Here is a 26,534-nt window from a genome sequence, read left to right as displayed (position 1 = left end):
TCTCATTCTGTAGAACGCCGCGCCACATGGTCAAGCGCTTTCCAAATGAACAGAAAAATCTCACTCTTCCCCTTGACGACAAGCAAACATGGGCTTTAGTTTAGACCGTGACCTAAATCACCCGTTCGAAATGTTTCGAATCGGCAGCGGAGCTAGCGGCTCCGCGCAATTACTTGCAAAGAAGCAAACTCAGATGGAGAAGCAATGAAGCAGCCCCAGACCTCCCGCCGCTCTTTCCTCGCCCTTGCTGCCCTTACCCCCTTCGCCGTCGCGGCGACCACCGCTTGCGGGACATCGGGGCCGGGCGCCTCCAGTGGCAGTGGGGGTGCCAGTATGTGGTACCTCTCAGGTGAACCGAACCAGACCACCATGCAGAAGGCGGCGGACGCGTTCAGTTCGGCGAACCCCAACGACAAGATCACGGTGACGTACTTCCAGAACGACGCCTACAAAACCAAGATCAAAACCGCAATCGGCGCCGGCCAGGCCCCCACCATCATCTACGGCTGGGGCGGCGGCACCCTGAAGACCTACGCCGAGGCCAACCAGGTGGATGACCTGACCAGCTGGTTTGAGGAGAACCCGGACCTGAAGAAGAAATTCTTCCCGTCCTCCTTCGGTGCAGCCACGGTGAACGGGAAGATCTACGCCCTGCCTAACCAGTACGTCGCCCCGATCGTGCTGTTCTACAACAAGGAACTGTTCGAGAAGGCCGGTGTCCAGCCGCCGAAGACCTGGGACGACGTCATGTCGCTGGTCAAGACCTTCAACGACATGGGAGTGGCACCCTTCTCCCTCGGTGGACAGTCGCGCTGGACCTCCATGATGTGGCTTGAATACCTGTTGGACCGCATCGGGGGCGCCGGCGTATTCAAGGCCATCTTCGAAGGTAAGCCCAATGCCTGGCTGGATCCAGCTGTCATCGAGACGGGCACCAAGATCCAGGAACTCGTCTCAGCTGAAGGGTTCATCAAGGGCTTCTCCTCGATCACCGCAGACTCCAACGCTGACCAGGCCCTCCTGTTCACGGGCAAGGCAGCGATGATGCTGCACGGTACCTGGACCTACGGCGGCATGAAGAAGAATGGCCAGAACTTCGTCCAGGACGGAAAACTGGGCTTCGTCCAGTTCCCCACGGTTCCCGGCGGCAAGGGCGACCCCAAGAACGGCGTGGGAAACCCGGCCCAGTACATGTCGATCTCGTCGAAGGCCAGCGACAAGGAAAAGGAGTCGGCCAAGAAGTTCTTCAAGGACGGCATCCTGACCGAGACGGTCATTGACACCTACATCAATTCAGGATCCGTGCCGATTGTTAACGGCATCGAAGACAAGCTCAACACGTCTCCGGACAAGGACTTCCTGAACTTCGTGTACGACATGGCCAAGAGTGCCCCCAACTTCCAGCAGTCATGGGACCAGGCCCTGAGCCCCACGGCCGCCGAGGCCCTGCTGAACAACATCGACCAGCTGTTTCTGAAGTCGATCACGCCGCAGCAGTTCGCCGAGAACATGAATGCCACCCTCGGCAAATGAGTAACGCCGTATCCACCGCGCCCAGGACTGCCACCGCCAGAACCGGCGCAGAGCACACTGAAAAGCGCAAGGCTGCACTCGCGTGGCTGACAGTGCCCGCGTTGTTCTTCTTCGTGGTCTTCGCTGTGGTCCCCCTGGCTGGTGTACTCATCCTGAGTTTCACCAGCTGGGACGGCATCGGCGCCATCGGGGCTGCGGGCCTGGGCAACTGGTTCTCGGTACTCGCGGACCCCGGACTGTACAACGCCCTGGGGCTGACGTTCCTGATCATGATCGTCTCCTGGCTCGTCCAGACCCCGATCAGCCTCCTCCTGGGGGTCTTCACCGCAGGAAGCCAGCGGTACCGGGCTGCCCTCGCAGTCCTGTATTTCCTGCCCTTGCTGCTCTCATCCGCTGCAGTCGCCATTGCCTTCAAAGCCCTGCTCGATCCGAACTTCGGCCTGGCCACCGGCCTTGGACTGCCCTTCCTTGCCCAGGACTGGCTGGGGGTCCCGCACCTGGCCCTGGGTTTGGTCATCTTCGTGATCGCCTGGCAGTTCGTCCCGTTCCATACGCTCATTTACCAGGGCGGCGTGCGGCAGATCCCCAAATCGCTCTACGAAGCAGCCCAGATCGATGGGGCGGGAACCATGAAGCAGTTCTTCCACATCACCCTCCCCCAGTTGAAATACACCATCATCACCTCGTCCACCTTGATGGTGGTCGGATCGTTGACGTACTTCGACCTGATCTTCGTCCTCACCGGCGGCGGACCGGGAAACTCCACGCGGATCCTGGCGCTGGACATGTACCTGCGGGGCTTCCGGGCAAACCTGATGGGCCCTGCCAGCGTCATCGCCGTCATTCTCGTCATCATTGGCCTTGCACTTGCCTTGTTCCTCCAGCGTCTTGGCGGCAAGGACAAGCAGGGCAGCCAATTGGAAGGTTTGTAGGGTGAGCACCGTATTGAAAAGCAGCACGGAGGAGGCTGCCTCCGGCTCCCCCACCAACGCCTCAAGGCCCAAGCGGGGCCTCGGCCAACGGCTGAGCCGGCTCAACATCCCGGGAGGACTGGGCGGCTGGATCTGGCTGGCCATCATCATCCTGCCGATCTACTACGTGGTCATCACCAGCCTGAAGACCCAGGCCGGCTACTTCGGCCAGAATCCCCTCGCGGTGCCCACGTCACCGACGCTGGAGAACTACCAGCTGGTTCTGGAGAAGGATTTCGCAACGTACTTCATGAACAGCGCCATCGTCACGCTCGGTTCCGTGATTCCCACCGTGCTGATTTCCTTCATGGCCTCGTTCGCGATCGTCCGCGGCAGCGGGAGGTTCCTCAAGCTGGTCAACGGCATGTTCCTCATGGGGCTGGCCATCCCGCTCCAGGCAACGATTATCCCCATCTACCTGATGATCATCCGGCTAAACCTGTACGACAGCCTGCTGGCCCTGATGCTGCCATCCATCGCCTTTGCCATCCCGCTGACGGTGCTGATCCTGTCCAACTTCATCCGCGACGTGCCGAACGAATTGTTCGAATCCATGCGGCTGGACGGCTGCAGTGAATGGCAGACCATGTGGCGGCTGGCCCTGCCGCTGACCCGCCCTGCCATCGTGACCGTCGCAATCTATAACGGCCTGCATGTCTGGAACGGCTTCCTGCTTCCGCTGGTCCTCACCCAGAGCCCGGGCCTGCGGGTCCTTCCCCTGGGTTTGTGGACGTTCCAGGGGGAGTTCAGCGTCAACATCCCGGCCGTGCTTGCCTCGGTGGTGCTCAGTACGTTGCCGATCCTGGTGCTCTACGTCATAGGCCGCCGCCAGCTGCTCGCCGGCCTCACCGCCGGCTTCAGCAAGTAGAAAGGAACTTTCGATGACCGAAACCAAACCCCTGCGCGTAGGCATGGTGGGCTACGCCTTCATGGGCGCCGCCCATTCCCACGCCTGGCGCACGGCACCACGGTTCTTCGACCTGCCGCTGCAGCCCCAGCTCACCGCAGTGGCCGGAAGGAATGCCGACGGCGTGCGGGCCGCAGCAGACAAGCTTGGCTGGGAATCGGTTGAGACAGACTGGCGCCGCCTGATCGAGCGTGACGACATCGACCTGATCGACATCTGCACGCCGGGCGACACCCACGCCGAGATAGCGATTGCCGCCCTTGAAGCCGGAAAGCATGTGCTGTGTGAGAAACCCCTCGCTAATTCCGTGGACGAGGCCGAAAGGATGGTCCTCGCCGCGGAGACCGCGGCGAAGCAGGGCATCGCCTCGATGTGCGGCTTCAGCTACCGGCGCACCCCTGCCCTGGCACTGGCCAAGCGGTTTGTAGAGCAGGGCAGGCTCGGGGACATCCGGCACGTCCGGGCCCAGTATCTGCAGGACTGGCTGTCCGACGAGAATGCCCCCATGACCTGGCGGCTGGACAAGAGCAAGTCCGGGTCAGGCTCCCTCGGTGACATCGGGGCGCACAGCATCGACGCCGCCCAGTGGGTCACCGGACAGAACATCACCGGCGTCTCGGCACTGCTCCAAACCTTCGTCCCGGAGCGCCCGCTCGCGGGTGACCTGGTTGGCCTGGGCGGGCACGGCGACGTCGGCAGCGAGGCACCCCGGGGAAAGGTCACCGTGGACGACGCGGCCATCTTCAGCGCCCGGTTCGACGGCGGCACTGCTTCCGCGGGCGCCGTCGGCGTCTTTGAAGCCACCCGTTACGCACTGGGCCGGAAGAACGCCATGCGCCTGGAAGTCAACGGAACCAAAGGCTCCCTGGCCTTCGACTTCGAGGAAATGAACGTCCTGTCCTTCTACGACGCGGCAGAGTCCCCCGACGCCGGTTTCCGCCGGATCCTCGTCACCGAGCCCGAGCACCCGTATGTAGGGAACTGGTGGCCCACCGGCCACGGACTGGGATACGAGCACGGCTTCACCCACCAGGTGGTGGACCTCGTCACCGCGATCGGTGAACGGCGCCAGCCGGAACCCTCCTTCGCCGAGGCCCTCCAGGTCCAGCGCGTCCTGGCAGCCGTGGAGTCCAGCGCCGCCAACTCCAGCCAGTGGCAAAAAGTCTGAGCAATGTCCGGCTTCAGCACAACCAAGGAAACCTGATGACACGACCAATCACGCTTTTTACCGGCCAGTGGGCCGACCTGCCCTTTGAGGAGGTGGCCCGGCTCGCCGGCGAGTGGGGCTTTGACGGGCTCGAGATTGCCTGCTGGGGCGACCACCTGGACCCGCGCCGCGCGGCGGAGGACGACAACTACCTCCAGGGCCGGCTGGACATCCTGGAGAAGAACAACCTGCAGGTCTTCGCCATCGCCAACCACCTCACCGGCCAGGCCGTCTGCGATGACCCCATCGATGAGCGCCACCGGGGCATCCTCTCCGCGGAAATCTGGGGCAACGGCGAAGCGGAAGGAGTGCGACGCCGGGCCGCCGAGTCGATGAAGGACACCGCGCGGGCAGCCGCCCGCCTCGGCGTGAAGACCGTCACCGCGTTCACCGGCTCCTCCATCTGGAAGGCGGTCGCCATGTTCCCGCCCGCCTCCGAAGCAATGATCGACGCCGGCTACCAGGACTTCGCGGACCGGTGGAACCCCATCCTGGACGTCTTTGACGAGGAGGGCGTCCGGTTCGCCCTGGAAGTCCACCCGTCCGAAATCGCCTACGACTACTGGACCGCGAAACGCACCCTGGAGGCGATCGGGCACCGCAAGAGCTTCGGGCTGAACTTCGACCCGTCCCACTTCATCTGGCAGGACCTGGACCCGGTGATGTTCCTGCAGGATTTCGCGGAACACATCCTCCACGTCCATGTGAAGGAATCCGTACGCCAGCTTGACGGCCGCAACGGACGCCTCGGCTCCCACCTGGCCTGGGCGGATCCCCGGCGCGGCTGGGACTTCGTCACCGCAGGGCACGGGGACGTGCAGTGGAACCGGATCTTCCGGACCCTGAACGCCATCGGCTACGACGGCCCCACCAGCATCGAATGGGAGGACGCCGGAATGGACCGCCTCATCGGCGCCCCGCAGGCACTGGCCATGGTCCAGGAACTCGCCCGGATCGCCCCGCCCGCAGCCGCGTTCGACGCCGCCTTCTCCAGCCGCTGAACCCAAAGCCCTACATTAAGGAACCAGTCCATGACCGAAAATAAAACAGCCCTGGTGGTCCGCGGCGGCTGGGACGGACACCAGCCCTACGAGGCCACCGAGCTCTTCATCCCCTTCCTCAAGGACAACGGCTACGACGTCCGGGTCGAAGAATCACCCAAGGTCTACGCCGACGCCGCATACATGGCAGGCGTGGACCTGATCATGCAGTGCATGACCATGACCACCATCGAAAAGGACGAGTTCGCCGGGCTGCGCGCCGCCGTCGAAAACGGCACCGGCCTGGCCGGCTGGCACGGCGGGATTGCCGATTCCTACCGGAACAACTCCGACTACCTCCACCTGGTCGGCGGCCAGTTCGCCTGCCACCCTGGCAAGCACCCGGACGAGTGCATCGGCGAGCAGTCGGACAACTACGTGCCCTACACCGTGAACATGATCCCCGCAGCCGCTGAGCACCCCATCACCAAGGGCATCCAGGACTTCGACCTGGTCACCGAACAGTACTGGGTCCTCTCCGACGACTACATCGACGTCCTGGCCACCACCACGCAGAAGGTCCGGGAATGGGACCCCTGGAACCGCAAAGTCACCTCCCCCGCCATCTGGACCCGTCAATGGGGCAAGGGCCGCATCTTCGTCGCCACCCCCGGCCACCGGGTCGAAATCCTCCAGGACACCAACGTCCGCACCATCATCGAAAGGGGCCTGCTGTGGGCAAGCCGTTGAAAGTAGGAATCGTTGGCTGCGGAGCCATCATCGCGCAGTACCTCACCAACTTCCGCAAACTCCAGGACCTCGAACTCGTGGCCGTCGCGGACCTGGACATGGCACGTGCCCGGGCCGTGGCGGAGCAGTACGAAGGCGTCCGGGCTGTCTCGGTTGACGAGCTCCTTGCGGCGGACGACGTCGAACTGGTCCTGAACCTGACCATCCCCGCAGCGCACGCTGAGGTGGCGCTGAAGGCCATCGCAGCGGGCAAAAGCGTGTACGGCGAGAAGCCCCTTGCCGCCACAACCGCGGAGGCGCGCACCGTGCTGGACGCAGCCCGCGAGGCGGGCGTCGCCGTCGGCTGCGCCCCGGACACGGTACTGGGCACCGGCATCCAGACGGCCCGCAAGGCGATCGATGACGGCCTGATCGGCGCACCCATCTCCGCCTCAGCCACCATGGTGACACCCGGCCATGAGCGCTGGCACCCGAACCCGGACTTCTACTACCAGCCCGGCGGCGGCCCGCTCCTGGACATGGGCCCCTACTACGTGACCGCCCTGGTCACCCTGCTCGGCCCCGTCGTGTCGGTGGTGGGCGCCGCGAGCCACACCCGCAACGAACGCACCATCGGTTCCGGCCCCCGCCAGGGCGAAAAGGTCCCCGTTGCCATCGACTCCCACGTCACCGGGGTCCTGACCCACGCCTCCGGCGCACTCTCCACCCTGTTCATGAGCTTCGACGCCGTGAAGTCCAAGTCGCCGAACATCGAGATCCACGGGGAGCGCGGATCGCTGGTAGTCCCGGACCCCAACCACTTTGACGGCGAGGTCCAGCTGTTCTCCTTGGGCGCCGAGGACTGGGAGACCCTCCCCGTGTCCGCCGGCTACGTTGACGCCGGGCGCGGCTTCGGCATCGCCGACCTCGCTTCCACCCCCGAGGGCGCCGAGCCCCGCGCGGGCGGAACGCTGGCCTACCATGCCCTTGAAGTCATGGAATCGGTGCTCGAATCAGCCCACAGCGGCTCGGCAGTACGTATCCAGAGCACGGTGGCGCGGCCGGACACCGTCGAGTTGACTGTCCTCACCGAGGACGTGGACGCGCTCCAGGCCCAGGAGGCCGCTTCCTAGAAAGGTCCAGGGCCGGCCCTGAAGCAGCTGCCATCCATGCCGGGCAGGGTCCGCGAAAGCGTTGCCTGCCCGGCATTGTGCTGGGTTCCGCCGGTGAGCTGCCGGGTCTGGACAAGTTCCATGCGGCGTAGCACGATCTGAGGTGTGACCACCGCCCCCGTCTCCGATGCACGCCTGCGTGAACTCCGGGACCTTCGCCGTGTCAAGGACCGGATCGACCGGGAATACGCGCAGCCGCTGGACGTCGAATCCCTGGCCCGCGGCGTGCACATGTCCGCCGGGCACCTGAGCCGCCGCTTCAAGGCGGCGTACCAGGAATCGCCCTACAGCTACCTCATGACCCGGCGCATCGAACGCGCCATGGCGCTGCTGCGCCGGGGTGACCTTTCCGTCACGGAGGTGTGTTTCGCCGTCGGCTGCTCCTCGCTGGGAACCTTCAGCACCCGCTTCACCGAACTGGTGGGCATGCCGCCCAGCGTCTACAAACAGGAAGCAGCGGTGTCGACGGCGGGCATCCCCGCCTGCGTGGCGAAACAGGTCACCAGACCGGTCAGGAATCGAGAAGCGCCCGCCCGGGAGCCGCAACTAGCATGACTGCCATGGACATCACCATCAACTCAACCTTCCTTCCGCACACCGATCCCGACGCCTCATTGGCGTTCTACCGCGACGCCCTGGGCTTCGAGGTCCGCAACGATGTTGGCCGCGGCACCATGCGCTGGATCACCGTGGGCCCGGCGGGCCAGCCGGACGTCTCCATCGTCCTGCACCCGCCGGCCGTGGATCCGGGCATCACCGATGACGAACGCCGCACCATCGCCGAGATGATGGCCAAGGGCACTTACGCCACCGTCGTCCTGTCCGCGCCGGACGTGGACGCCGCGTTCGCTTCGGTGGAGGCGAGCGGGGCCGACGTCGTCCAGGAACCCGTGGACCAGCCCTACGGCATCCGCGACTGTGCCTTCCGCGACCCGGCCGGCAACACCGTCCGCATCAACCAGCAGCCCTGAGTTGGGAGGATTGAAGCCAGTGGCGCCAGGGGGAGCTGCCCGCGCAGTCTTCCCCTGGCACGAAAAACCGCAGCCCAACAGATGGAGACCCGATGAGCACGGACACCAGTACTGATCCCCGGACCAACGGGCTGCACGTTGCCGACACCCACGACCTCATCCGCGTGCAGGGTGCGCGGGAAAACAACCTCAAGGACGTCAGCGTCGAGTTGCCCAAGCGCCGGCTGACGGTGTTCACCGGCGTGTCCGGCTCGGGCAAGAGCTCCCTGGTGTTCGCCACCATTGCTGCCGAGTCGCAGCGGATGATCAACGAAACCTACAGCGCGTTCGTCCAGGGCTTCATGCCGTCGCTGGCCCGGCCCGACGTGGACTTCCTGGAAGGGCTCACGACGGCGATCATCGTGGACCAGGAGCGGATGGGCGCCAACCCGCGCTCCACCGTAGGCACTGCCACCGACGCGAACGCCATGCTGCGCATCCTCTTCAGCCGGCTTGGCTCGCCATACATTGGCCCGCCGACGGCGTTCTCCTTCAACGTGCCCACCCGCAAGGCCAGCGGTGTGATGTCCACGGAGAGGAGTGGCGGCCGGGTGGAGAAGGCAGTGGTCCAGCAGGCCGTCTACCTGGGCGGCATGTGCCCGCGGTGCGAGGGCATGGGAGCCGTCAGCGACATTGACCGGACGGCGCTGTACGACGACGAAAAGTCCCTCGGCGACGGAGCACTGCTTGTTCCGGGCTACTCGATGGACGGCTGGTACGGCCGGCTGTTCGAGGGCGTCGGCTTGCCCATGGACAGGCCGATCTCGAAGTTCACCAAGAAGCAGCTGGAGACGATGCTGTACGCCGAGCCCACCAAGATCAAGGTGGAGGGCGTCAACCTGACGTTCGAGGGGATCATCCCCAAGATCCAGAAGTCCATGCTGTCCAAGGACCCCGAAGCGATGCAGCCGCACGTACGCCGGTTCGTGGAGCGGGCGGTCACCTTCCAGACCTGCCCGGAGTGTGACGGCACCCGGCTGACCCGGGAGGCGCTGTCCTCCAGGGTCAACGGCAGGAACATCGCCGAGCTGTGCCGGATGCAGATCAGCGACCTTGCCGGGTGGATCCGCGGCCTGAAGGACCCGTCCGTGGCTCCGCTGCTCAAGGGCCTCCAGCACCTGCTCGATTCGTTCTCCGACATCGGCCTGGGCTACCTCAGCCTGGACCGTCCCGCAGGCACGCTCTCCGGCGGCGAGGCCCAGCGCACCAAGATGATCCGGCACCTCGGGTCCTCGCTCACCGATGTCACGTATGTCTTCGATGAGCCCACCATCGGGCTGCACCCGCACGACATCGAGCGGATGAACCAGCTGCTGCTGCAGCTGCGGGACAAGGGCAACACCGTGCTGGTGGTGGAGCACAAGCCGGAGACCATCGCCATCGCCGACCACGTCGTTGACCTCGGTCCCGGGGCCGGCAGCGCCGGCGGCACTGTCTGTTTTGAGGGCACGGTGGAGGGCCTCCGGGAAAGCGATACCATCACGGGGCACCACCTGGGGGACCGCGCGTCGCTCAAGGCCGCGGTCCGGGAGGTCTCCGGCGCGCTCGAAGTCCGCGGCGCGTCGGCGCACAACCTGCAGGCGGTCGACGTCGACATCCCCCTGGGTGTCCTGACGGTGGTGACGGGCGTGGCCGGCTCGGGCAAGAGTTCACTGATCCAAGGTTCCGTGGCCAAGCGCGAGGGCGTGGTGGTGATCGACCAGGGCGCCATCAAGGGGTCCCGCCGCAGCAACCCGGCCACCTACACCGGCCTGCTGGAGCCCATCCGCAAGGCGTTCGCGAAGGCCAACGGGGTGAAGCCGGCGCTGTTCAGCTCGAACTCCGAAGGAGCCTGCCCCACCTGCAACGGTGCCGGCGTCATCTTCACCGAGCTGGGCGTGATGGCCACGGTGGAGTCACCGTGCGAGGACTGCGAGGGCCGCCGCTTCCAGGCATCGGTGCTGGAATACACCCTCGGCGGCAAGAACATCGCCGACGTCCTGGCCATGTCCGTGACGGAGGCCGCTGCCTTCTTCGCCGACGGCGAGGCCAAAACACCGGCCGCGCGCACCGTCCTTGACCGGCTCGAAGACGTGGGGCTGGGCTACCTCAGCCTCGGCCAGCCGCTCACCACACTGTCCGGCGGCGAGCGCCAGCGGCTCAAGCTCGCCACCCAGATGGCCGAGAAAGGCGACGTGTACGTCCTGGACGAGCCCACCACCGGCCTGCACCTTGCCGACGTGGAGAACCTGCTGGGCCTGCTGGACCGGCTGGTTGATTCCGGCAAGTCCGTGATCGTCATCGAGCACCACCAGGCGGTGATGGCGCACGCTGACTGGATTATCGACCTGGGCCCGGGAGCAGGGCACGACGGCGGGCGGATCGTTTTCGAGGGCACGCCGGCGGAGCTGGTGGCTGACGCTTCGACGCTCACCGGCAAGCACCTGGCCGCATATGTCGGAGCCTGAGCATGGCCATCAAACTGGAAAACGTTGGTATCGCCGTTCGCGATCTTGAGGAAGCCATCGCTTTTTTCACAGATCTCGGCCTGACGGTTATCGGCCGTGACACTGTCAGCGGCGAGTGGACCGATACTGCCGTGGGGCTTGATGGCAACCACGCCAAGATTGCGATGCTCCAGACCCCTGACGGTCACGGCCAGCTGGAGCTCTTCGAATACATCCACCCCGAAGCAATCGAGTCGCACCCGACCCGCCCCAACGAAATCGGCATGCACCGGGTGGCCTTTTCGGTGGATGACATCGACAAAAGCCTTGAGATAGCTGCCAGGCACGGGTGCCATCCGCTGCGCGGCGTGGCAACCTATGGCGACGTCTACAAACTGACGTACCTCCGCGGTCCCAGCGGAATCCTCGTGATGCTCGCCGAGAAGCTGCAGAAGGACTGACACCGGAAAAACAGCGGATGAAACCCCCGCGTCAGCTGTCAGACGCACCGCCGGTCAGGGAACCGCGGGATGCAGAAGCCATACCAGTGCTTCATCACGGGAAGTGAAGAAGCGTGTGGGACATGGCAGTGTCTGCCGTTCAATGGTGAAGTTGGCAATGATGCGGTCCACTGGACTTGAGCCAAGCAAGGCAATTCGGGAAGCTGCACAGGGGATCTGGAAGGCAGACTTGGCCTGGCGGGTCACTGCCTTTGTAACCCCCATGTCCACCAGCATCGGGTATTCGGACCCTTCGGAAATTTCATCGACCCTTGCCATGGCAGCGTGCACGTCATCGCCTTCCAGAACGATCCCGGGTTGCCAGACAAGGTGAATAATTCCGTCGGCGCCGAGTTCTACGGTGCCCTTGCCGCCGTCTACAGCGATTGGTTCCACTTTCTGCTCCCCCAATAGTCCCGATCAGCGATGCCTACGCGTACATCAAACTACGCTGGCGGTATGGCCGAACACTACCGGTACGACGTCCAGATCCTGCACCTGCTGGTGTCACCGGGGCATGCCTACTTTGGGCGGGCAAAGGACGGCCCCGCGGACGTGCCGACGCTGGACGCCCATACGGCTGAAGTGGTGGCGGGCAAGGGCATCGTTGGTGACCGCTTCTTTGGAAAGGCCGCGCACATGGACGCTGCGGTGACCCTGTTCGCCGTCGAGGCCCTCGAGGCTATAGCCGCCGAGCTGGAGGCGGGGCCGTTTGATCCCCTGGCCACCCGGCGGAATGTGATCCTGCGCGGTGCCCACCTGGCTCCGCTGCTGGGCCAGGACTTCGCGCTCGAATCCGGGGAATCCATGGTGGAGTTCCACGGCGGGCGGCCCGCGCACCCGTGCGCCTGGATGAACGAGGTGCTCGCGCCGGGAGCCCACGCCGCGATGCGGGGCAGGGGTGGCATCCGCTGCCGGGCACTCTCCAGCGGCAGCCTGCACCGCGGGCCGGCGGTACTGGTCAGCCCTGTCCCGCTGGATCCTGAGCAGGCCGGGGTGCCGAGCCTGCTGCGGCCGGGCCGACTGCCGTAGTTCAGTTTCCACGACACGAGGAGGAGTAATATGCGCCTATTTGTGACCGGCTCTGCTGACGGGCTGGGACGGGCTACGGCCCGGACACTTTTGGAGAACGGCCACGACGTGGTTGTGCATGCACGGAGCACTGCCCGGCTGGATGCCGTCCAGGATCTGGTGGACAGCGGGGCCGCAGCCGTGGTGGGCGACCTGGCGGACCTGGAACAGACGCGTGACGTCGCCGGGCAAGTCAACGCGATCGGTCGCATGGATTCCGTCATCCACAATGCGGGAGTGCTGCACAGCCCGGACATCTTCCGGGTGAACGTTGTGGCCCCGTACCTCCTCACCGCGCTCATCGAACGCCCGCAGCGGCTGGTCTATGTCAGCAGCGGGATGCACCGCGGCGGCCACGCCGACCTCAGCAGGCTCGAAGCGGACACGGGGAAGGTGACCTACTCGGACAGCAAGCTCTACCTCACAGCCGTGGCAGCCGCCGTCGCCCGTTTATGGCCGGACGTCCTCAGCAACGCGGTCGATCCCGGCTGGGTGCCCACCCGGATGGGCGGTGCTGGGGCACCTGATGACCTGCGCCTCGGCCACCTGACCCAGGAGTGGCTCGCCACGAGCGATGACCCGGCGGCGCGCACCAGCGGGGGCTACTGGTTCCACCAAAACCGGGAGAAGCCGCATCATGCAGCCCGCGACGAGCGGTTCCAGAATGAACTCCTGGACCGCCTGGCCGATGTCACCGGCGAGCGCCTGGACTGATCCTCCGCCACCGCTTCCGGTTGAGCGCCTACCGTACGGTCCCGCCCGAGGCTCAAATGGTTTGTCCGGCGTCGGCCAGGAGGGTGCTTCCGGTCATGATGGTGGAGAGGTCGCTCGCGCAGAAGAGGACAACGCTGGCCGGATTCTTCCGTTGGCACGTGGGCTGCCGCCGCGGCCACATAGCCCTCGGCGGGTACGAAGGTGGAGGCTACCCCGAGGACGCGGATTCCGAGGGGAGCGAACTCAAGGAGTCGAGGGTAATGGCAGCGCCGCCAGAACCACCACCGACTAGAGCCGCCTCGGACTGCCGTCTGCCTAAAACGGCGGTGGCTCTGGCTGTTGGCGCGGATATAGCACTTTTCCCAGGTCCGTTGCTTCGGTGGTGTACTGCCGGCCCAGGGGTGAACGCCACTCAAGGTCTCCGGAAGGGGAAGAGTGTCTATAGCTCCACGCACCGATGGACTTCAGCGCGTGGTGCCTGCGGCAGAGCATTGCCAGGTTGCCGGGGTCGGTAGTCCCGCCGTCCTGCCACTCAATGGTGTGATCGGGCTCGCAGACGGTGACCCGGCGGGTGCATCCCGGGAATCGACAGGTCCGGTCGCGGCACCGCAGGTACCGGCGCAGCGCTTTCGGTGGGCGATATGCCCGGCGCCCCACGCCCAACGCCTGCCCGGTGGTACCGTCCATGAAGAGCAGGTACCAGGTAGGCGCCAGGGCCGCCAAGCGCCTGGCCGTTCCAGCATCAAGGGGGCCATACCCTTCGAGTTCAGCCGTTCCAAGCTCAGGTTCAGCGGGTACCGTACCACCGCCGGAACCCGCGCTGCTGCCCATAACCTGTCCGACCGGAATGGTCACCACGATCTCAGGATGGAACACCACGGATTCCACCCCGTCAGGGCCACCAAAGAGGCGGTAGGCCAGCGCCTCGGCGCGAAACTCCGACAGCGTAGGCGAATCCGCAGCAGTGCCGGCTCCAGGTGCAGTTCCGGGTTCAGCAGCAGCGCTGCGCCCAGGAAGGTCCCGGAGCTCCGCTGCCCGCGCGCTGGCCAGCCGTGCATCACGATCGAGTCCGCTATAGATTGCCATTCCGACCTCCGCGGTGAGGAACGCCGAGAGCGTGCACATACCGTCCGGCTCGGCCCTGAACCACACGCCGCGCTCACGCTGGGCCGCCTCCTTCCGGGCCGCGAGGCTTTCAGGGTGAAGCTGTTCACGCAACCGCCGCAGACAGACGCGCAATTCAGCGGGTGTGCGCCTACGGCCGTGCCGAGTCAGCGTGCGCCGCAGCGCCACCGATGCAAACCTTTCGGCCTTCCCGGCAGGGAGGGAGCGGGCTTGGTCGACAATGATTTTGGCATGCGCGTCGGAAATTTCGCCCGCCTCCACCGCTTCAAGGACCTCCCAAAGGGACGTTGTCAGCTCCGCCGCATCATTGAGCAAGCGGGCAGCCGTTCCTTCCGAGAGGGCACAGGCAGTTGACACTTCGGTGACAGCAAGCGCATGGGCCTCGTCCCCGCCAAACCGTACCGGCTGGCTCTCCTGCCGCCCCGGAGCTTCTTCCGCAACAGCTTCCTCGACCCGGGCAAGTGCGCCCTGCTTCACGCCCGTAGCCCAGGCGATAAGCCTGTCAGCGGACTGGACCATGCGGATCGCGCCATCGGCGGTCAGGAAGGCGGGAGCCGGAAAGCTCACCGTCCCGGCCAGGAGCGAATCCTCCCGGTCCGTGAACTCGACAGCCGGAACCCACGCCTCGTCGTCAGTGACGAACGGCTGCACCTCCATGCTGCACCTCCTTCGCGGAACCATGGCCGGCCCCTCCTCTTGGGGACACTTTCAGACTAGGAGTAGGGTCTGACATTTATGCTTCCAACCGATCCGAGCCGCATCACCGACAGGGAGTCGATCCTCACCGCCCCCCGGCAGCACGCGAGGAAGGACTGTTGATCGGTTAGACATCCGGCACGGCCCTGGCTGCGGCGCAACTGCTTTGGAAAGGGATCCGCTGTCGGCCGACGAGCCGGCCGCGCTGCACGGCACGCCATTCACCTCCGTGGGCACCGGAGCGGCACTTTCGGAACTCGCCCTGCGGGAAGACCACTTGCTGGCGATCCTCGCGGACGGCCGGATCGTGGGAGCGTGGCGACAGGCAGTGACGAAGCGGACCACGTCAGGAGCCTGCCGCCTTGACCGGAATTATCTGAGCTGCGGGTGCTTTTTCGGTCAGCGCGTAGTGGAAGACCCGTCCGTCCAGGGTTTCAAGGCCGCCGCGCGGTTCAACCCTGAACCACTCATGCCCGGCAACGGTCTGCGCCCACGCGTCCGGCGGCGGCCGGGGACGGGCGCCGGCCCGGCCCCGGGAGCGGGATCCGGCCGCCGTCATGCGACCTTCTCCAGCCGGTTGGTGGGGGACTCTACTCCTTCGAAGTAGCTGCCCTTGAAGAAGATGAGCGGTTCAGCGCCTTCCCGTGCCCCCAGGGCGCGGACAGCACCCACCACGATGGTGTGGTCGCCGCCGTCGTACTCTTCATGCAGCTCGCAGTCCACCCAGGCCAGCGTCTGGTCCAGCACCGGATTGCCCAGCGGTGACGCCGTGAAGTCCACACCGGCGAACTTGTCCGTGCCGGACCGGGCGAACTGGGTATTGCGAGGTGCTGGTGTTCGGCGGGCAGGATGTTCACGGTGAACCGGCCAGCGTCGTGCAGCTGCGGCCAGGTGCTGGAGCTGCGCGCCGGACTGAAGGTGACCAGGGCCGGGTCCAGCGAGAGGGAAGCGAAAGACTGGCACGTGAAGCCCGCGGGGCCGTTGTCCGTGGCCGCGGTGATGACGGTCAGCCCGGAGGCAAAGTGGCCCAGGACGTGGCGCAGGCGCTGCGGGGTGAGATCGAAGTGTTCCGTCATGTTCTTTCCTTTCGAGACCGGTAACCCCAACCAGCCACCGCTCAGCGGTCTGTTCAATCGCGGCTGAAACGCACTGACGCCGGAGGCAATACGGGGTCATGACCCGCAGCATGGAGTAACGAAAGAGGCCCTTGACCAGCGCCGATGGCGCCGGTTCGGGATAGGGAGTATTGCTGGTGGCCGAGGGAACCGACGGCGGACTCCTGGCACCGCCAGCATCTTCCCCTGCGCTGTCCCCTACGCCCGCCAGGCCCGCCCGGGAAGGGCACACAGGATACTGTGAGCCAATGGAAATGCGCCTTGAGGTTGTGCAGGTACCCGTGTCCGATGTGGACCGGGCAAAGTCCTTCTATACGGAGAAGCTCGGCTTCGTGCTCGACCACGATGTGGAGCACGTTCCGGGGATGCGGGTGGTCCAGCTGACGCCTCCGGGTTCGGCCGCGTCAATCGTTATCGGCACCGGAATGACAGCCATGCAGCCGGGCAGCCTGGAGGGGCTGCAGCTGGTGGTGCCGGACATTGGCGCCACGCGCGTTGAACTCCTCCGCCGGGGCGCGGACATCAGCGACGTCCAGGACATGGGTGGGGTGCTGTTTGCCCACTTCGCCGATCCGGACGGCAACCGCTGGGTCCTCCAGGGCGCTACACCGCCGGAGGTCAGGGATGCACATCTCTAACGATTGACGGACCGGGCACGCTGGCCACTCAGCTGCGCGGCAGCCCGATGGCCCGGCTGATCACAGCGTCGAACTGGCGGTCGCCGAGCAGGCCGCGGGCCGTAATCAGGGGTTTGGCGCCGAAGCCCATCGCGTAGCGGGTCTTGGGTTTCGCGGCGGTGACTGCCTTCCCGATCGCGTCCGCCACCACCGACGGCGGTGAGTTCCGGTTCCCGGTCGATTCCGCCCTCAACGTCCTGGCAACAGCCTCTGCCTGCCCTGCATAGGGTCCGCGCCCGGACGTCGCTTCCAGGTTGTCCGCCGCGATGTCGCCCCATTCTGTGGCGATGCCGCCTGGCTCGATGACCACCACATCGATGCCGAAGGGCTTGACCTCCAGGCGGAGGCAGTCGCTGAGCGCCTCGAGGGCGAACTTCGTCCCGTGGTACCAGCCGCCCAGCGGGGTGTAGATCTTGCCGCCCATCGACGTGATGTTCACGATGGTGCCCGAATGCTGCGTGCGCATGTGCGGCAGGACCAGCTGCGCCAGCCGGATCGCGCCGATGACGTTGACTTCGAACTGCCGGCGGCCCTCGTCGATGGGGACATCCTCAAGCGCTCCGTAGGAGCCGTACCCGGCGTTGTTGACCAGGACGTCGAGGCGGCCGGTATCGGCAATGACCTGCTCAACACCGGCGCTCATCGACGCATCGTCTGTCACGTCCATGGCCAGCGGCCGGATGCCGTGGGCCGCCAGTTCCTGCAGCCGGTCCGCGCGCCGGGCAGCGCCGTACACGGTGTAGCCGAGGCCCTGCAGCTTCCGGACGGTCGCCTCCCCGATTCCTGAGGATGCTCCTGTAACAAGTGCCGTCTTGGTGGTGGTGGTCATGCTCCTAACCTAGGCCGGGTCCGCACCAGGTGGTCAGAGCCTCGGCAAGCCCCGCATCCGTTCCCCCGCCCACCCAGGCGACGTATCCGTCCGGCCTGACCAGGACGGCAGGAGGAGCAGGAACTTCGCCGAGGACCGGCAGCTCCCAGGAGCCGGTGTACCGGGCATCAACCAGCTTCACCCGTTCCGGTCGCGGCATGCCGTCGAAGACGCCCGGCGCCCCGAGATTCAGCAGCAGCGGCCGCGCGTCGTGCAGCAGCGCATAGGCGGTCAGCGCACCATCCGCAGTGGCAAGGTCGACGTCGGGCATCCGCCGTCCGAGCAGCGGGTGTCCGGCACCAAGGTCGTAATGGACGTCGAGGCCGGACTGCATCCCGGCGAACCGCCGGCGCGGCTCCTCCATGCCGAGGAGCTCCGAAACCACCTCGCCAGCAGCCTTGATTCGCGGGTCGGGGCGGCGGAGCGCAGTCTGCGCCATGGTGTTGCGCAGCACCCTGGCTGCCACGGGGTGGCGCTCGGCATGATAGGTATCCAGGAAGGTTTCCGGGGCTGTCCCGTTGACAACCTGCCCCAGCTTCCAGCCCAGGTTCACCGCGTCCTGCACCCCGATGTTCAGCCCCTGCCCGCCGTCCGGGGCGTGGACGTGGGCGGCGTCGCCGGCCAGCAGGATCCGCCCCTCGCGGTAGGCGGCCGCCTGCCGGGTCATGTCCGTGAACCGGGAAATCCAGGTAGGGCTGTGGGCCCCGTAATCGGTGCCGCAGGCGGCAATGAGGGCTGCGCTGAGATCGGCCAGGGTGGGTTCCCTCGCCGGGCCCACGTGCTCCTCGGTCACCATCACCCCCACCGGCCCGCTGTCCGCGTAGACCACCTTGCCGTCGACGATTGTGTACTCCCGCCGGCCAAAGGAGTGGATGCCAAAGGCGTTCTGGTGCACGCCGAACTCCGGATCGCCGGTCATCTCCACCTCTCCGATCAGCGCGCTGGTGGTGGGATCCCAGCCGGGAAAATCGATGCCGGACGCCTTGCGCACGAGGCTCCTGCCGCCGTCGCACCCCACCACGTAGTCCGCACGCAGCGTCCCGCCACCCTTGAGGTAAAGGTCGACGCCGGCACTATCCTGCGCGAGGCCGGTCACCTCTTCGCCGCGGTAGAAGGTCACGGCCAGCTCCCCCACCCAGCCTGCGAGGATGCGTTCGATGTGGTTCTGCCACAGCCCCAGGCCGTAGGGATGACGGGTGGGAAATTCGCTGATGTCCAGGCGGGTCCCCGCGAACCCCGCCACCTGGGCCACCTGCCCCTCCGAGATGAACCGCCCGGCGATGCCGCGCTGATCCAGGACTTCAAGGGTCCGGGCGTGAAGGCCGCCCGCCCGCGCACCGGCAAGCTCCTGGCTGGGACGCCGCTCCACGATGGCCGCATCAACCCCTGCCAGCGCCAACTCCCCTGCCAGCATCAACCCCGTGGGGCCGCCGCCCACAATCACTACCGCATGCTCAGTCATCGCACTGTCCTCCCGTTCTCCCGGTTGAAGCCTTTGCGATTATCCGGCCCCCACCCGGCCTTGCGGCAAGCCCCACCGGGGGCGATACATTGGAAATGGAAGGAGTGCATCAGCCTCCTCTTCCGTCTGCCGTTCCCCCGGTCAGGCTTACCGGCAAAAGGAGCAGGCGTGGACACCCGCAAACTTAAGTACTTCCTCGCCGTGGTGGATCATGACGGCTTCAACCGGGCTGCGGAGCACCTGCTCATCGCCCAGCCGTCCCTGAGCCAGACCATCGCCAGCCTGGAGAAAGACCTGGGCGTCCCGCTGTTCCACCGGATCGGACGAAAAGCCGTGCTCAGCGAAGCCGGCAGGGAGCTCGTGGGTCCTGCGCGCGTGGTCATGCGCGACCTGGACGTCGCCCAGTCCGCGGTCCAGGCCTTGCGCGGTGTCCGCAGCGGGCGGCTGGACATTATCACCATGCCCTCCCCCGGGATCGAGCCCCTCACGTCCATGATCGCCGAGTTCACCAGGCTCCATCCCTCCGTCCGCCTGAACGTTGGCGCCGCCTTCACGCCTGAAGAAATCATCGACTCCGTGCGCAGCGGCAGCACGGAGGTCGGCCTGGCCGGCTCCCCCACGCCCATCCGGGTCCCCGGTGTTGAAGTCCTGGAACTCGAACGCCAGCCGCTGATCCTCATCGTCAACACCCGGGCAGACACCTTCCCCGCGGACGGAAAAGCCATCCAGCGCGAAGACCTCGGCGGGCACCGCATCATCGCCAGCCAGCGCGGGTCCCTCATGCGCTGGCTCGTCGACGACGCCCTCGCGCACGGCGTCAAGGTGGAAATCGTCGTCGAAGTTGCCCACCGGACCTCCATCCTTCCGCTGGTGCTGGCGGGGGTGGGCCACGCCGTGATGCCGTCGTCGTGGGCGCCAACAGCACACAAGGCGGGCCTCCGCACGCTGCTCATCGAACCGGTGCACCACCTCGATGTCGCCGTCCTGAGCCGCAAGGAAAACCTCACCCCGGCAGCGAAAGCCTTCCTCGGCGTGGCAGCCCGGCACACGGAAACCAGGAAGAATAGATAGGCCGCGCCTATCAGGCGTATCCAAACTAAGTCTTGGACGCTGCCTGCCGGCGGGCCGTCTACTTAAAGAGGAAGGACAGTGTGACCGCGCTAACAGGCTCACTGCAAACACTCAACGAGGAGGCTGGCATGAGCGCCACCCAGAAATTCAGCATCGCTTCAATCCCCGCCGACGGCGTGGGCAAGGAAGTTGTATCCGCAGGCCGCCGCGTCCTGGACGCCCTGGCCGAAAGCTCCAACGGCAAGTTCACGTTCGACTGGACCGAGTTCCCCTGGGGCTGCGGCTACTACGAGAAGACCGGCCAGATGATGGACCCCAAGGGCCTGGAAGCCCTGAAGGACTTCGACGCCATCTACTTCGGCGCCGTCGGCTGGGAGAACGTCCCGGACCACATCAGCCTGTGGGGCCTGCGCCTGAACATCACCCAGAACTTCGACCAGTGGGCCAACATCCGCCCCGTGAAGTTCCTGCCCGGCATCCAGTCCCCGCTCCGCAAGGCAGACAACACCGAGCTTGACTGGGTTGTGGTCCGCGAGAACAGCGAGGGCGAATACGCCGGCCTTGGCGGGCGCAACCTGAGTGGCCGCGGCCCCGGCAACGAGGTGGCCCTGCAGACCGCACTGTTCACCGAGAAGGGCTGCGAGCGCATCATGCGCTTCGCCTTCGACCTTGCCCGGACCCGCACCGTCAAGAAGGTCTCCTCCGTCACCAAGTCCAACGCCCAGCAGTACGGCATGGTCCTCTGGGACGAAACCTTCCAGCGCGTGGCCCTGGACTACCCGGACGTCCAGACCGAAAGTGTCCTCGTGGACGCCATGAGCGCCAAGTTCATCCTCAAGCCCGAGGACCTGTCCGTCGTCGTGGCTTCCAACCTGAACGCGGACATCCTCTCCGACCTCGGCTCGGCACTTGCCGGCAGCCTGGGCCTGGCCGCCAGCGCCAACCTGAACCCGGAGCGCCGCTTCCCGTCCATGTTCGAACCGGTCCACGGATCCGCTCCGGACATCGCCGGCCAGGGCATCAGCAACCCGATCGGCGCCATTGCCAGCGCCGCCCTCATGCTGGACCACTTCGGCCTGCACGAGGAAGCCCGCAAGGTGGAAGCCGCCATCGAGGCCGCCACCGGCTCGGGGCACCTGACCCGCGACGTCGGCGGGCACGCCACCACGGACGACGTCACCGAGGCGATCATCAAGGCACTGACCCTCGCACCCGCCGCAGTCTAGCTAGTCTTTCCGCGGAGGTCCCAAGCCAAGCGGCGTCCCGAGGGGCCCGACACGAGCTTACGAGCGTTGGGAAGGGACCTCCGCGCCAGGGACATTCCACAACGAGGTAGGAATCATGGATCACATCAGCTCAGCCGGGACGGCAGCTTCAGCGCCGGCCCGCAAAACACGTTGGTACCGGCAACTTTACTTCTGGGTACTGACAGCGATTGTCATCGGCATCCTTGTCGGCTGGCTGGCCCCGACGGCCGGCATCGCCATGGAACCCATCGGCACCACGTTCGTGAACTCGATGAAAATGCTCATCGGCCCGATCGTGTTCCTCACCATCGTGGGCGGCATCGCCAGCGTCGCCGACCTGAAAAAGGTCGGCATGACGGGCCTGAAAGCCCTGACCTACTTCCAGATCGGCACCATCTTCGCCATGATCTTTGGTCTGGTGGCCATCAACATCTTCCGCCTCGGCGATGGGGTCAACGCAGACGCCGGCAGCATCAAGACGTCCGATTCCGCGGCGAAGCTGATCGATGCCGGCGCCAACCAGGAATGGTGGCAGTTCCTCACGCACATCATCCCGAACAGCATCGTGGGCCCCTTCGTTGAAGGCGACATCCTGCAGATCATCTTCATCGCCGTGGTCTTCGGCATCGCCCTGAATTCCATGGGCAAGGTGGGCGCACCCGTCCTTGACGGCGTGCAGCGGCTCACCGGCGTGATGTTCAAGATCCTCAGCTTCATCATGAAGGCCGCCCCGCTGGGTGCCTTCGGCGCCATGGCCTTCGCTGTTGGCAAGTACGGCGTCTCATCACTGACCAGCATGGGCGGGCTCATTGCCCTTTTCTACGTCACCTCCATCCTCTTTGTGGTGGTGGTCCTGGGCTCAGTGATGGCCTTCCTGAAGCTGAACATCTTCCGGATGATCCGGCACCTCAAGGAGGAGTACATGCTCATCCTGGGTACCTCCACCGCCGAGCCCGCCCTGCCCGGCCTGATGCGCAAGCTCGAGCACGCCGGCGTCAAGAAGGAAACCGTGGGCCTGGTTGTCCCCACCGGGTACAGCTTCAACCTGGACGGCGCCGCGATCTACCTGTCCCTCGCCGCGCTCTACATCGCCCAGGCCACCAACACGGACCTGACCATTGGCCAGCAGTTGGGCCTGCTCGCCGTGATGCTGCTGACCTCCAAGGGCGCAGCGGGCGTGGCCGGCGGCGGGTTCATCGCCCTGACCGCCACGCTCACCACCATCGGCACCATCCCCGCCGCCGGCATCATGCTCATCTTCGGCATCGACAAGTTCATGTCCGAATGCCGGGCCCTGGTGAACTTCACCGGCAACGCCGTAGCCACACTGTTCATCGCCTGGTGGGACCATACCCTGGACGTTGACCGCGCCCGCCGCGTCTTCGCTGGCGAAACGGTGGAGCCCATGCCCGCCGAGGACCCCATCCGCCTTGACGACGTCACCGACATCGATGACGACCTCGCCGAGTACGGCCACCACGCACCCAGGCATGCAGGAACTGACGGCACGGCACCATCCGGGCCCGCCGCCGTCGGACCTTCCACTGACCGCCGCCCCGCCTACTCGGAAACCGTCTGACATGACCGCAGCAACCGCCCCGCACACCGTCCGCGCCCTCATTGCGCCGGACAAGTTCAAAGGCAGCCTTACCGCCGGCGAAGTGGCCGACGCCCTGGCCTCGGGGCTCCGCTCCGCCACCGGCGCGGTCCACTGCGAACTGCTTCCGCTGGCGGACGGAGGTGACGGCAGCGTCGATGCCGCCGTCGCCTCCGGCTTCGGCCGCCGCAGCTGCACCGTTGCCGGCCCCACGGGCCAGCCGGTCCAGGCAAGCATCGCGTTCGACGGCGTGACGGCGGTTGTGGAGGTGGCGAACACCTGCGGGCTGGGGCTGCTCGCCGGCGGAAAGCTCGAACCGCTGGAGGCATCCAGCCGCGGTTTCGGCGAAGCCGTCCTGGTCGCCCTCCGCCTCAACCCGGCCAGGATCATCCTGGCGCTCGGCGGCAGTGCCAGCACGGACGGCGGGATGGGAATGCTCACCGCCCTGGGTCTGCGCTTCTATGATGCTGCCGGGCGTCCGTTGCAGGGCAGCGGACGGGCGCTGGCGGAGATCCACGCCGTCGAGCGGACGGCGCTTCCGGAATTGGGCGAGACGGAACTTATCGTGGCGAGTGACGTCCACAACCCCCTCCGGGGTCCGCACGGCGCCCCCGCAGTGTTTGGGCCACAGAAGGGAGCCGGCCGGGCGGACGTTGCCGCGCTCGATGCCAGCCTGGCGAATTTCGTGGCAAAGATGTCCGAAGCAGGGTTCCAGGACGCCGCGGCGCTGGCAGAAAACGAGGGCGCAGGCAGCGCAGGCGGCATTGGCTATGCCTGCCTCCTGCTTGGAGCACGGCAGGTTTCCGGTGCCGACTACTTCCTGGACCTGCTGGACTTCAACACCCGCAAGGACAGCTGCGATGTGGTGATCACGGGCGAAGGCAGCATCGACGAACAGACGCTCGCCGGAAAGCTGCCCGCCGCCGTCGCCCGCCGCTCCGGGACCAGGCCGATCATCGCCGTCGCCGGCCGCTCACTGCTCCCCCGGGAGCGCTGGTCCGAGATGGCGCTGGCACAGGTCTACACCCTGGCCGAGTACACGGACCAGGACTCCTCCAAGGACCCGGAACTCTCGGCAGCACTGCTGCACCGGATCGGGCGGGATATTGGCGAAAACCTGCTGTAGGATCCGGCGGACAGCCGGCAGACGCCGCAGAAAGAAACTTTGAACAAGGCTGGCCGTCCACGCAAGTGGGCGGCCAGCGTCGTTAAGTGCCGTACAGGACCCATGAGCAGGTTCGCCCTGTCAGTCCCGGAGCCTAGACTTTTTGGCATGAGTGAAAACCAGGAAACCATCGGCAGCCCCACCCCCGAGCCGGATGCAGGACTCAATAGAGACCCGGAAGACTGGGTGACAGGCGACGAACCCATGACCGCGGCGCAGCGAAGCTACCTCGATACGCTGGCCCGGGAAGCAGGCGAAGAGCTCCCGGCTGATCTCAGCAAGGCGGAGGCATCCAGGCACATTGACCGGCTGCAGGAGCGCAGCGGAAGAGTGTCCGGCAGCGGCTCCGGAAACGCCGGAGACAACTAGGCGCCGACAAACGCCAGGCGCCTTCACGAACGCCAGGCGCGAAGCGCTTACCAGGCCTGGTGTTCGCGGGTGAGGCCGAAGGGAACGGCCTCGCTCAGGGCAACGGTGAACTTGTCCACGCCGTGCCGGGTGACGAGGATGCCGTGCCGCTTCCCGGCGAGTGCGTGCGCCTTGGCGGCCGTCACGGCGGCGTCGAGTTCGCTGTCCATGCTCTCGCGGTCGGCAACGGTGAGGGTCAGTGGAAAGTTCATGGGTCTAGCCTTTGTTGGTTGGGGGTAGGGGGCGGAGCTAACACCTGCGCTCCCCAAGGCTGCAGGCGAGGGTGGGCATATTACTGCCCAGTTCATGATGCCCCACCAGTGCAGCGCCAGCAACTTGAAAAATCAACTAAAAAGTAACCGCAGGTCAGGAGCGCGGCGGCTGGAGCACGGTGAGCAATTACGGGCGCCAAAGTACCGTGAATTAGAGTTGGACAGGAGTGGACGCTGTTCCTGAACGGCTCCGATGCCCTGAACCCAGCCATGCGGCAGAACCCCGCCACCAGCACAACACCATACGTGTGCCACGACCTGACAAGGATCCCGCCATTTCCACGGACGCTTTTTTCGGCAATCTCACCCGGATCCGCAATGTCATTCTTCCCGAGCCCGTCCGGAACCGGCTGAACACCGGGCGCGGACTGCTCGGCGGCTTCATCGTGGTGCACCTGGTCTTCCTGGTCTTCGCCGCCTCCCTCTCTCTGCGCGGTGAAGCCTTCAGCGATACGTTCATCTACCGCGACTGGGCCATGGCCGGCTTTAACGACGCCAACCTCACCGGCGGCCCCAGCCCCTGGGTCTACCCCATCCTCGCGCTGATCCCCATGGCCATCGCCGGCATCGCGGGCCCGGGACCTTTCTTCTTCCTCTGGGTCCTGATGACCACCCTGCTCAACGGCTGGGCCCTGCTGAAGCTGACTAACCGCGGCCGCGACCAGAACGCCATCCCAGCCGGTTGGTGGTGGCTCGGGTTCACTTTCCTCATGGGCTGGCTCGGCTTCGCCCGCGTGGACGGCCTCACCGCACCGCTGGTCCTGGTGGCCCTCGCCTACGGTGTGGGCCGTCCGTTCATCGCCTCCATCCTGCTGGCCACCGGCACTTGGGTGAAGGTCTGGCCTGCCGCCATCATGCTGGCCCTGTTCGCCGTCGTCCGGAACCGGATCCTGGTGGTGCTTGCCGGAATCGCGACGACGGCGGGCGTCGTCGCGCTGGCAGCAGCAGTTGGCAGCGTTTCCAGGCTGCTGAACTTCCTCACCCAGCAGGGCGACCGCGGCATGCAGCTCGAGGCCACCTTCACCACGCCCTGGCTCTGGCTGTCCGTCCTGAATGCCGGCGGCTCCCGGATGTACATGAACACCGACATCAACTCCATGCAGGTGGACGGCCCGGGCACGGCGCTGATGTCCGTCCTGATGCAGCCCCTCCTGGTCCTGGCCGCGCTGCTGGTGGCCGGCCTGACATTCTGGGCGCTGCACAACGGAAAAATCAGCGGCGGCGTGGACCGGACCGAGCTGCTCCTGGCCGGTGCCCTCACCCTCGCCACCGCGTTCGTGGTGTTCAACAAGGTGGGTTCCCCGCAGTTCATGGTGTGGCTGGCCCCTGCGGTCGCCGTCGGGCTGGCCCACAGCTGGCGTGAATGGCGGGTCCCCGCCGCCATGCTGATCGCCATCGCCGTGGCCACCTACTTCATCTACCCGCTGTTCTACGACGCCCTCAGCCACAACAACCCGTGGATGGCCCTGGTGCTGACCATCCGCAACACCCTCCTGGTGGTCCTGTTCCTGTGGAGCGTCCGGCGCCTCTACCTGCTGGGCAAAAAGGCACCCGCAGCCGCTCCCGCGCTCAAGGAGTCCTAAGATTTCCGCGAAGTTCTTTGACCGCCTG

The 26,534-nt window shown here is 65.8% G+C and carries 26 protein-coding genes and 1 pseudogene; 20 read left to right on the top strand and 7 right to left on the bottom strand.

Annotation, left to right across the window (positions count from 1 at the left end):
• Positions 1 to 204: 204 nt before the first annotated feature.
• From FBY31_RS13995 to FBY31_RS13945, 11 genes are all read left to right on the top strand, one after another.
• On the top strand, positions 205 to 1,533 hold the full coding sequence (locus FBY31_RS13995; protein ID WP_142042051.1) for an extracellular solute-binding protein: 1,329 nt from the start codon (positions 205 to 207) through the stop codon (positions 1,531 to 1,533).
• Entirely contained in the window at positions 1,530 to 2,465 is a 936-nt protein-coding gene (locus FBY31_RS13990) for a carbohydrate ABC transporter permease (RefSeq protein WP_142042048.1), read from the top strand. Before FBY31_RS13995 ends, FBY31_RS13990 begins: the two co-directional genes overlap by 4 nt.
• A gap of 1 nt (position 2,466) precedes the next feature.
• A complete protein-coding gene (locus FBY31_RS13985) occupies positions 2,467 to 3,372 on the top strand; it encodes a carbohydrate ABC transporter permease (protein WP_142042045.1) in 906 nt (301 codons plus the stop codon).
• Between the two features lie 13 nt (positions 3,373 to 3,385).
• Positions 3,386 to 4,579 carry a Gfo/Idh/MocA family protein gene (locus tag FBY31_RS13980; RefSeq protein WP_142042041.1) on the top strand — a complete coding sequence of 398 codons (1,194 nt, stop codon included), beginning with the start codon at positions 3,386 to 3,388 and terminating at the stop codon, positions 4,577 to 4,579.
• A gap of 35 nt (positions 4,580 to 4,614) precedes the next feature.
• Positions 4,615 to 5,619, top strand: a complete 1,005-nt coding sequence (locus FBY31_RS13975; protein ID WP_142042038.1) for a sugar phosphate isomerase/epimerase family protein — start codon at positions 4,615 to 4,617, stop codon at positions 5,617 to 5,619.
• Between the two features lie 30 nt (positions 5,620 to 5,649).
• The gene (locus FBY31_RS13970) at positions 5,650 to 6,348 is read left to right on the top strand and encodes a ThuA domain-containing protein (RefSeq protein ID WP_142042035.1); all 699 of its coding nucleotides are present in this window, start codon (positions 5,650 to 5,652) and stop codon (positions 6,346 to 6,348) included.
• Positions 6,333 to 7,460, top strand: coding sequence for a Gfo/Idh/MocA family protein (locus tag FBY31_RS13965; protein ID WP_142042032.1), 1,128 nt, complete (start codon positions 6,333 to 6,335; stop codon positions 7,458 to 7,460). Before FBY31_RS13970 ends, FBY31_RS13965 begins: the two co-directional genes overlap by 16 nt.
• Positions 7,461 to 7,604: 144 nt before the next feature.
• Complete coding sequence (locus FBY31_RS13960; RefSeq protein ID WP_142042029.1) at positions 7,605 to 8,054, top strand: helix-turn-helix transcriptional regulator; 450 nt, start codon at positions 7,605 to 7,607, stop codon at positions 8,052 to 8,054.
• A complete protein-coding gene (locus FBY31_RS13955; protein ID WP_142042026.1) occupies positions 8,051 to 8,470 on the top strand; it encodes a VOC family protein in 420 nt (139 codons plus the stop codon). The genes FBY31_RS13960 and FBY31_RS13955 overlap by 4 nt, the downstream gene beginning before the upstream one ends.
• Before the next feature lie 92 nt (positions 8,471 to 8,562).
• Positions 8,563 to 10,956: an ATP-binding cassette domain-containing protein gene (locus FBY31_RS13950; protein ID WP_142042023.1), complete on the top strand. Its 2,394-nt coding sequence runs from the start codon at positions 8,563 to 8,565 to the stop codon at positions 10,954 to 10,956.
• Between the two features lie 2 nt (positions 10,957 to 10,958).
• Complete coding sequence (locus tag FBY31_RS13945) at positions 10,959 to 11,396, top strand: VOC family protein (RefSeq protein ID WP_142042020.1); 438 nt, start codon at positions 10,959 to 10,961, stop codon at positions 11,394 to 11,396.
• Between the two features lie 54 nt (positions 11,397 to 11,450).
• On the opposite strand, the gene FBY31_RS13940 is transcribed toward FBY31_RS13945, so the two are convergent.
• On the bottom strand, positions 11,451 to 11,831 hold the full coding sequence (locus tag FBY31_RS13940) for a DUF7793 family protein (RefSeq protein ID WP_142042017.1): 381 nt from the start codon (positions 11,829 to 11,831) through the stop codon (positions 11,451 to 11,453).
• A gap of 63 nt (positions 11,832 to 11,894) precedes the next feature.
• Between FBY31_RS13940 and FBY31_RS13935 the strand changes: the two genes are divergently transcribed.
• The gene (locus FBY31_RS13935) at positions 11,895 to 12,467 is read left to right on the top strand and encodes an MOSC domain-containing protein (protein WP_142042014.1); all 573 of its coding nucleotides are present in this window, start codon (positions 11,895 to 11,897) and stop codon (positions 12,465 to 12,467) included.
• 30 nt (positions 12,468 to 12,497) lie between these two features.
• Positions 12,498 to 13,220 carry an SDR family NAD(P)-dependent oxidoreductase gene (locus FBY31_RS13930; RefSeq protein ID WP_142042010.1) on the top strand — a complete coding sequence of 241 codons (723 nt, stop codon included), beginning with the start codon at positions 12,498 to 12,500 and terminating at the stop codon, positions 13,218 to 13,220.
• A gap of 315 nt (positions 13,221 to 13,535) precedes the next feature.
• Here FBY31_RS13930 and FBY31_RS13920 read toward each other — a convergent pair whose 3' ends face one another.
• The 3 genes and pseudogenes from FBY31_RS13920 to FBY31_RS13910 all read right to left on the bottom strand — a co-directional run bounded on the left by FBY31_RS13920 (position 13,536) and on the right by FBY31_RS13910 (position 16,117).
• A complete protein-coding gene (locus FBY31_RS13920; protein WP_160142470.1) occupies positions 13,536 to 15,002 on the bottom strand; it encodes an HNH endonuclease in 1,467 nt (488 codons plus the stop codon).
• A 385-nt stretch (positions 15,003 to 15,387) separates the two neighbouring features.
• On the bottom strand, positions 15,388 to 15,600 hold the full coding sequence (locus FBY31_RS13915; RefSeq protein WP_142042004.1) for a hypothetical protein: 213 nt from the start codon (positions 15,598 to 15,600) through the stop codon (positions 15,388 to 15,390).
• Positions 15,597 to 16,117: pseudogene (locus FBY31_RS13910) on the bottom strand (flavin reductase family protein). Before FBY31_RS13910 ends, FBY31_RS13915 begins: the two are co-directional and overlap by 4 nt.
• A gap of 287 nt (positions 16,118 to 16,404) precedes the next feature.
• On the opposite strand from FBY31_RS13910, the gene FBY31_RS13905 reads away from it, so the two are divergent.
• Positions 16,405 to 16,794 (top strand): VOC family protein, encoded by a 390-nt coding sequence (locus FBY31_RS13905; protein WP_142042001.1) that lies wholly within the window; start codon positions 16,405 to 16,407, stop codon positions 16,792 to 16,794.
• A 28-nt stretch (positions 16,795 to 16,822) separates the two neighbouring features.
• Here the strand turns inward: FBY31_RS13905 and FBY31_RS13900 are convergent, their stop codons facing one another.
• Together FBY31_RS13900 and FBY31_RS13895 are read right to left on the bottom strand one after the other, a co-directional pair.
• Positions 16,823 to 17,662 (bottom strand): oxidoreductase, encoded by an 840-nt coding sequence (locus FBY31_RS13900; protein ID WP_142041998.1) that lies wholly within the window; start codon positions 17,660 to 17,662, stop codon positions 16,823 to 16,825.
• Positions 17,663 to 17,666: 4 nt separating this feature from the next.
• Complete coding sequence (locus FBY31_RS13895; RefSeq protein ID WP_142041995.1) at positions 17,667 to 19,163, bottom strand: FAD-dependent monooxygenase; 1,497 nt, start codon at positions 19,161 to 19,163, stop codon at positions 17,667 to 17,669.
• Positions 19,164 to 19,331: 168 nt separating this feature from the next.
• Here FBY31_RS13895 and FBY31_RS13890 point away from each other — a divergent pair, with 168 nt between their 5' ends.
• The 5 genes from FBY31_RS13890 to FBY31_RS13870 all read left to right on the top strand — a co-directional run bounded on the left by FBY31_RS13890 (position 19,332) and on the right by FBY31_RS13870 (position 24,612).
• Positions 19,332 to 20,234 (top strand): LysR family transcriptional regulator, encoded by a 903-nt coding sequence (locus tag FBY31_RS13890; RefSeq protein ID WP_142041992.1) that lies wholly within the window; start codon positions 19,332 to 19,334, stop codon positions 20,232 to 20,234.
• A 128-nt stretch (positions 20,235 to 20,362) separates the two neighbouring features.
• The gene (locus FBY31_RS13885) at positions 20,363 to 21,460 is read left to right on the top strand and encodes a tartrate dehydrogenase (RefSeq protein WP_142041989.1); all 1,098 of its coding nucleotides are present in this window, start codon (positions 20,363 to 20,365) and stop codon (positions 21,458 to 21,460) included.
• A gap of 115 nt (positions 21,461 to 21,575) precedes the next feature.
• Positions 21,576 to 23,060: a C4-dicarboxylate transporter DctA gene (dctA, locus tag FBY31_RS13880; RefSeq protein ID WP_142041986.1), complete on the top strand. Its 1,485-nt coding sequence runs from the start codon at positions 21,576 to 21,578 to the stop codon at positions 23,058 to 23,060.
• A 1-nt stretch (position 23,061) separates the two neighbouring features.
• Complete coding sequence (locus tag FBY31_RS13875) at positions 23,062 to 24,204, top strand: glycerate kinase (protein WP_142041982.1); 1,143 nt, start codon at positions 23,062 to 23,064, stop codon at positions 24,202 to 24,204.
• Positions 24,205 to 24,351: 147 nt separating this feature from the next.
• A complete protein-coding gene (locus FBY31_RS13870) occupies positions 24,352 to 24,612 on the top strand; it encodes a DUF3072 domain-containing protein (protein ID WP_142041979.1) in 261 nt (86 codons plus the stop codon).
• Between the two features lie 47 nt (positions 24,613 to 24,659).
• On the opposite strand, the gene FBY31_RS13865 is transcribed toward FBY31_RS13870, so the two are convergent.
• A complete protein-coding gene (locus FBY31_RS13865; RefSeq protein WP_142041976.1) occupies positions 24,660 to 24,863 on the bottom strand; it encodes a hypothetical protein in 204 nt (67 codons plus the stop codon).
• Positions 24,864 to 25,171: 308 nt separating this feature from the next.
• On the opposite strand from FBY31_RS13865, the gene FBY31_RS13860 reads away from it, so the two are divergent.
• Positions 25,172 to 26,506, top strand: coding sequence for a glycosyltransferase family 87 protein (locus tag FBY31_RS13860; protein ID WP_142041973.1), 1,335 nt, complete (start codon positions 25,172 to 25,174; stop codon positions 26,504 to 26,506).
• Positions 26,507 to 26,534 lie beyond the last annotated feature (28 nt).

This window comes from Arthrobacter sp. SLBN-100, from assembly GCF_006715305.1.
Taxonomy (GTDB): Bacteria; Actinomycetota; Actinomycetes; order Actinomycetales; family Micrococcaceae; genus Arthrobacter.
This window is presented reverse-complemented; position numbering and strand designations above follow the sequence as displayed.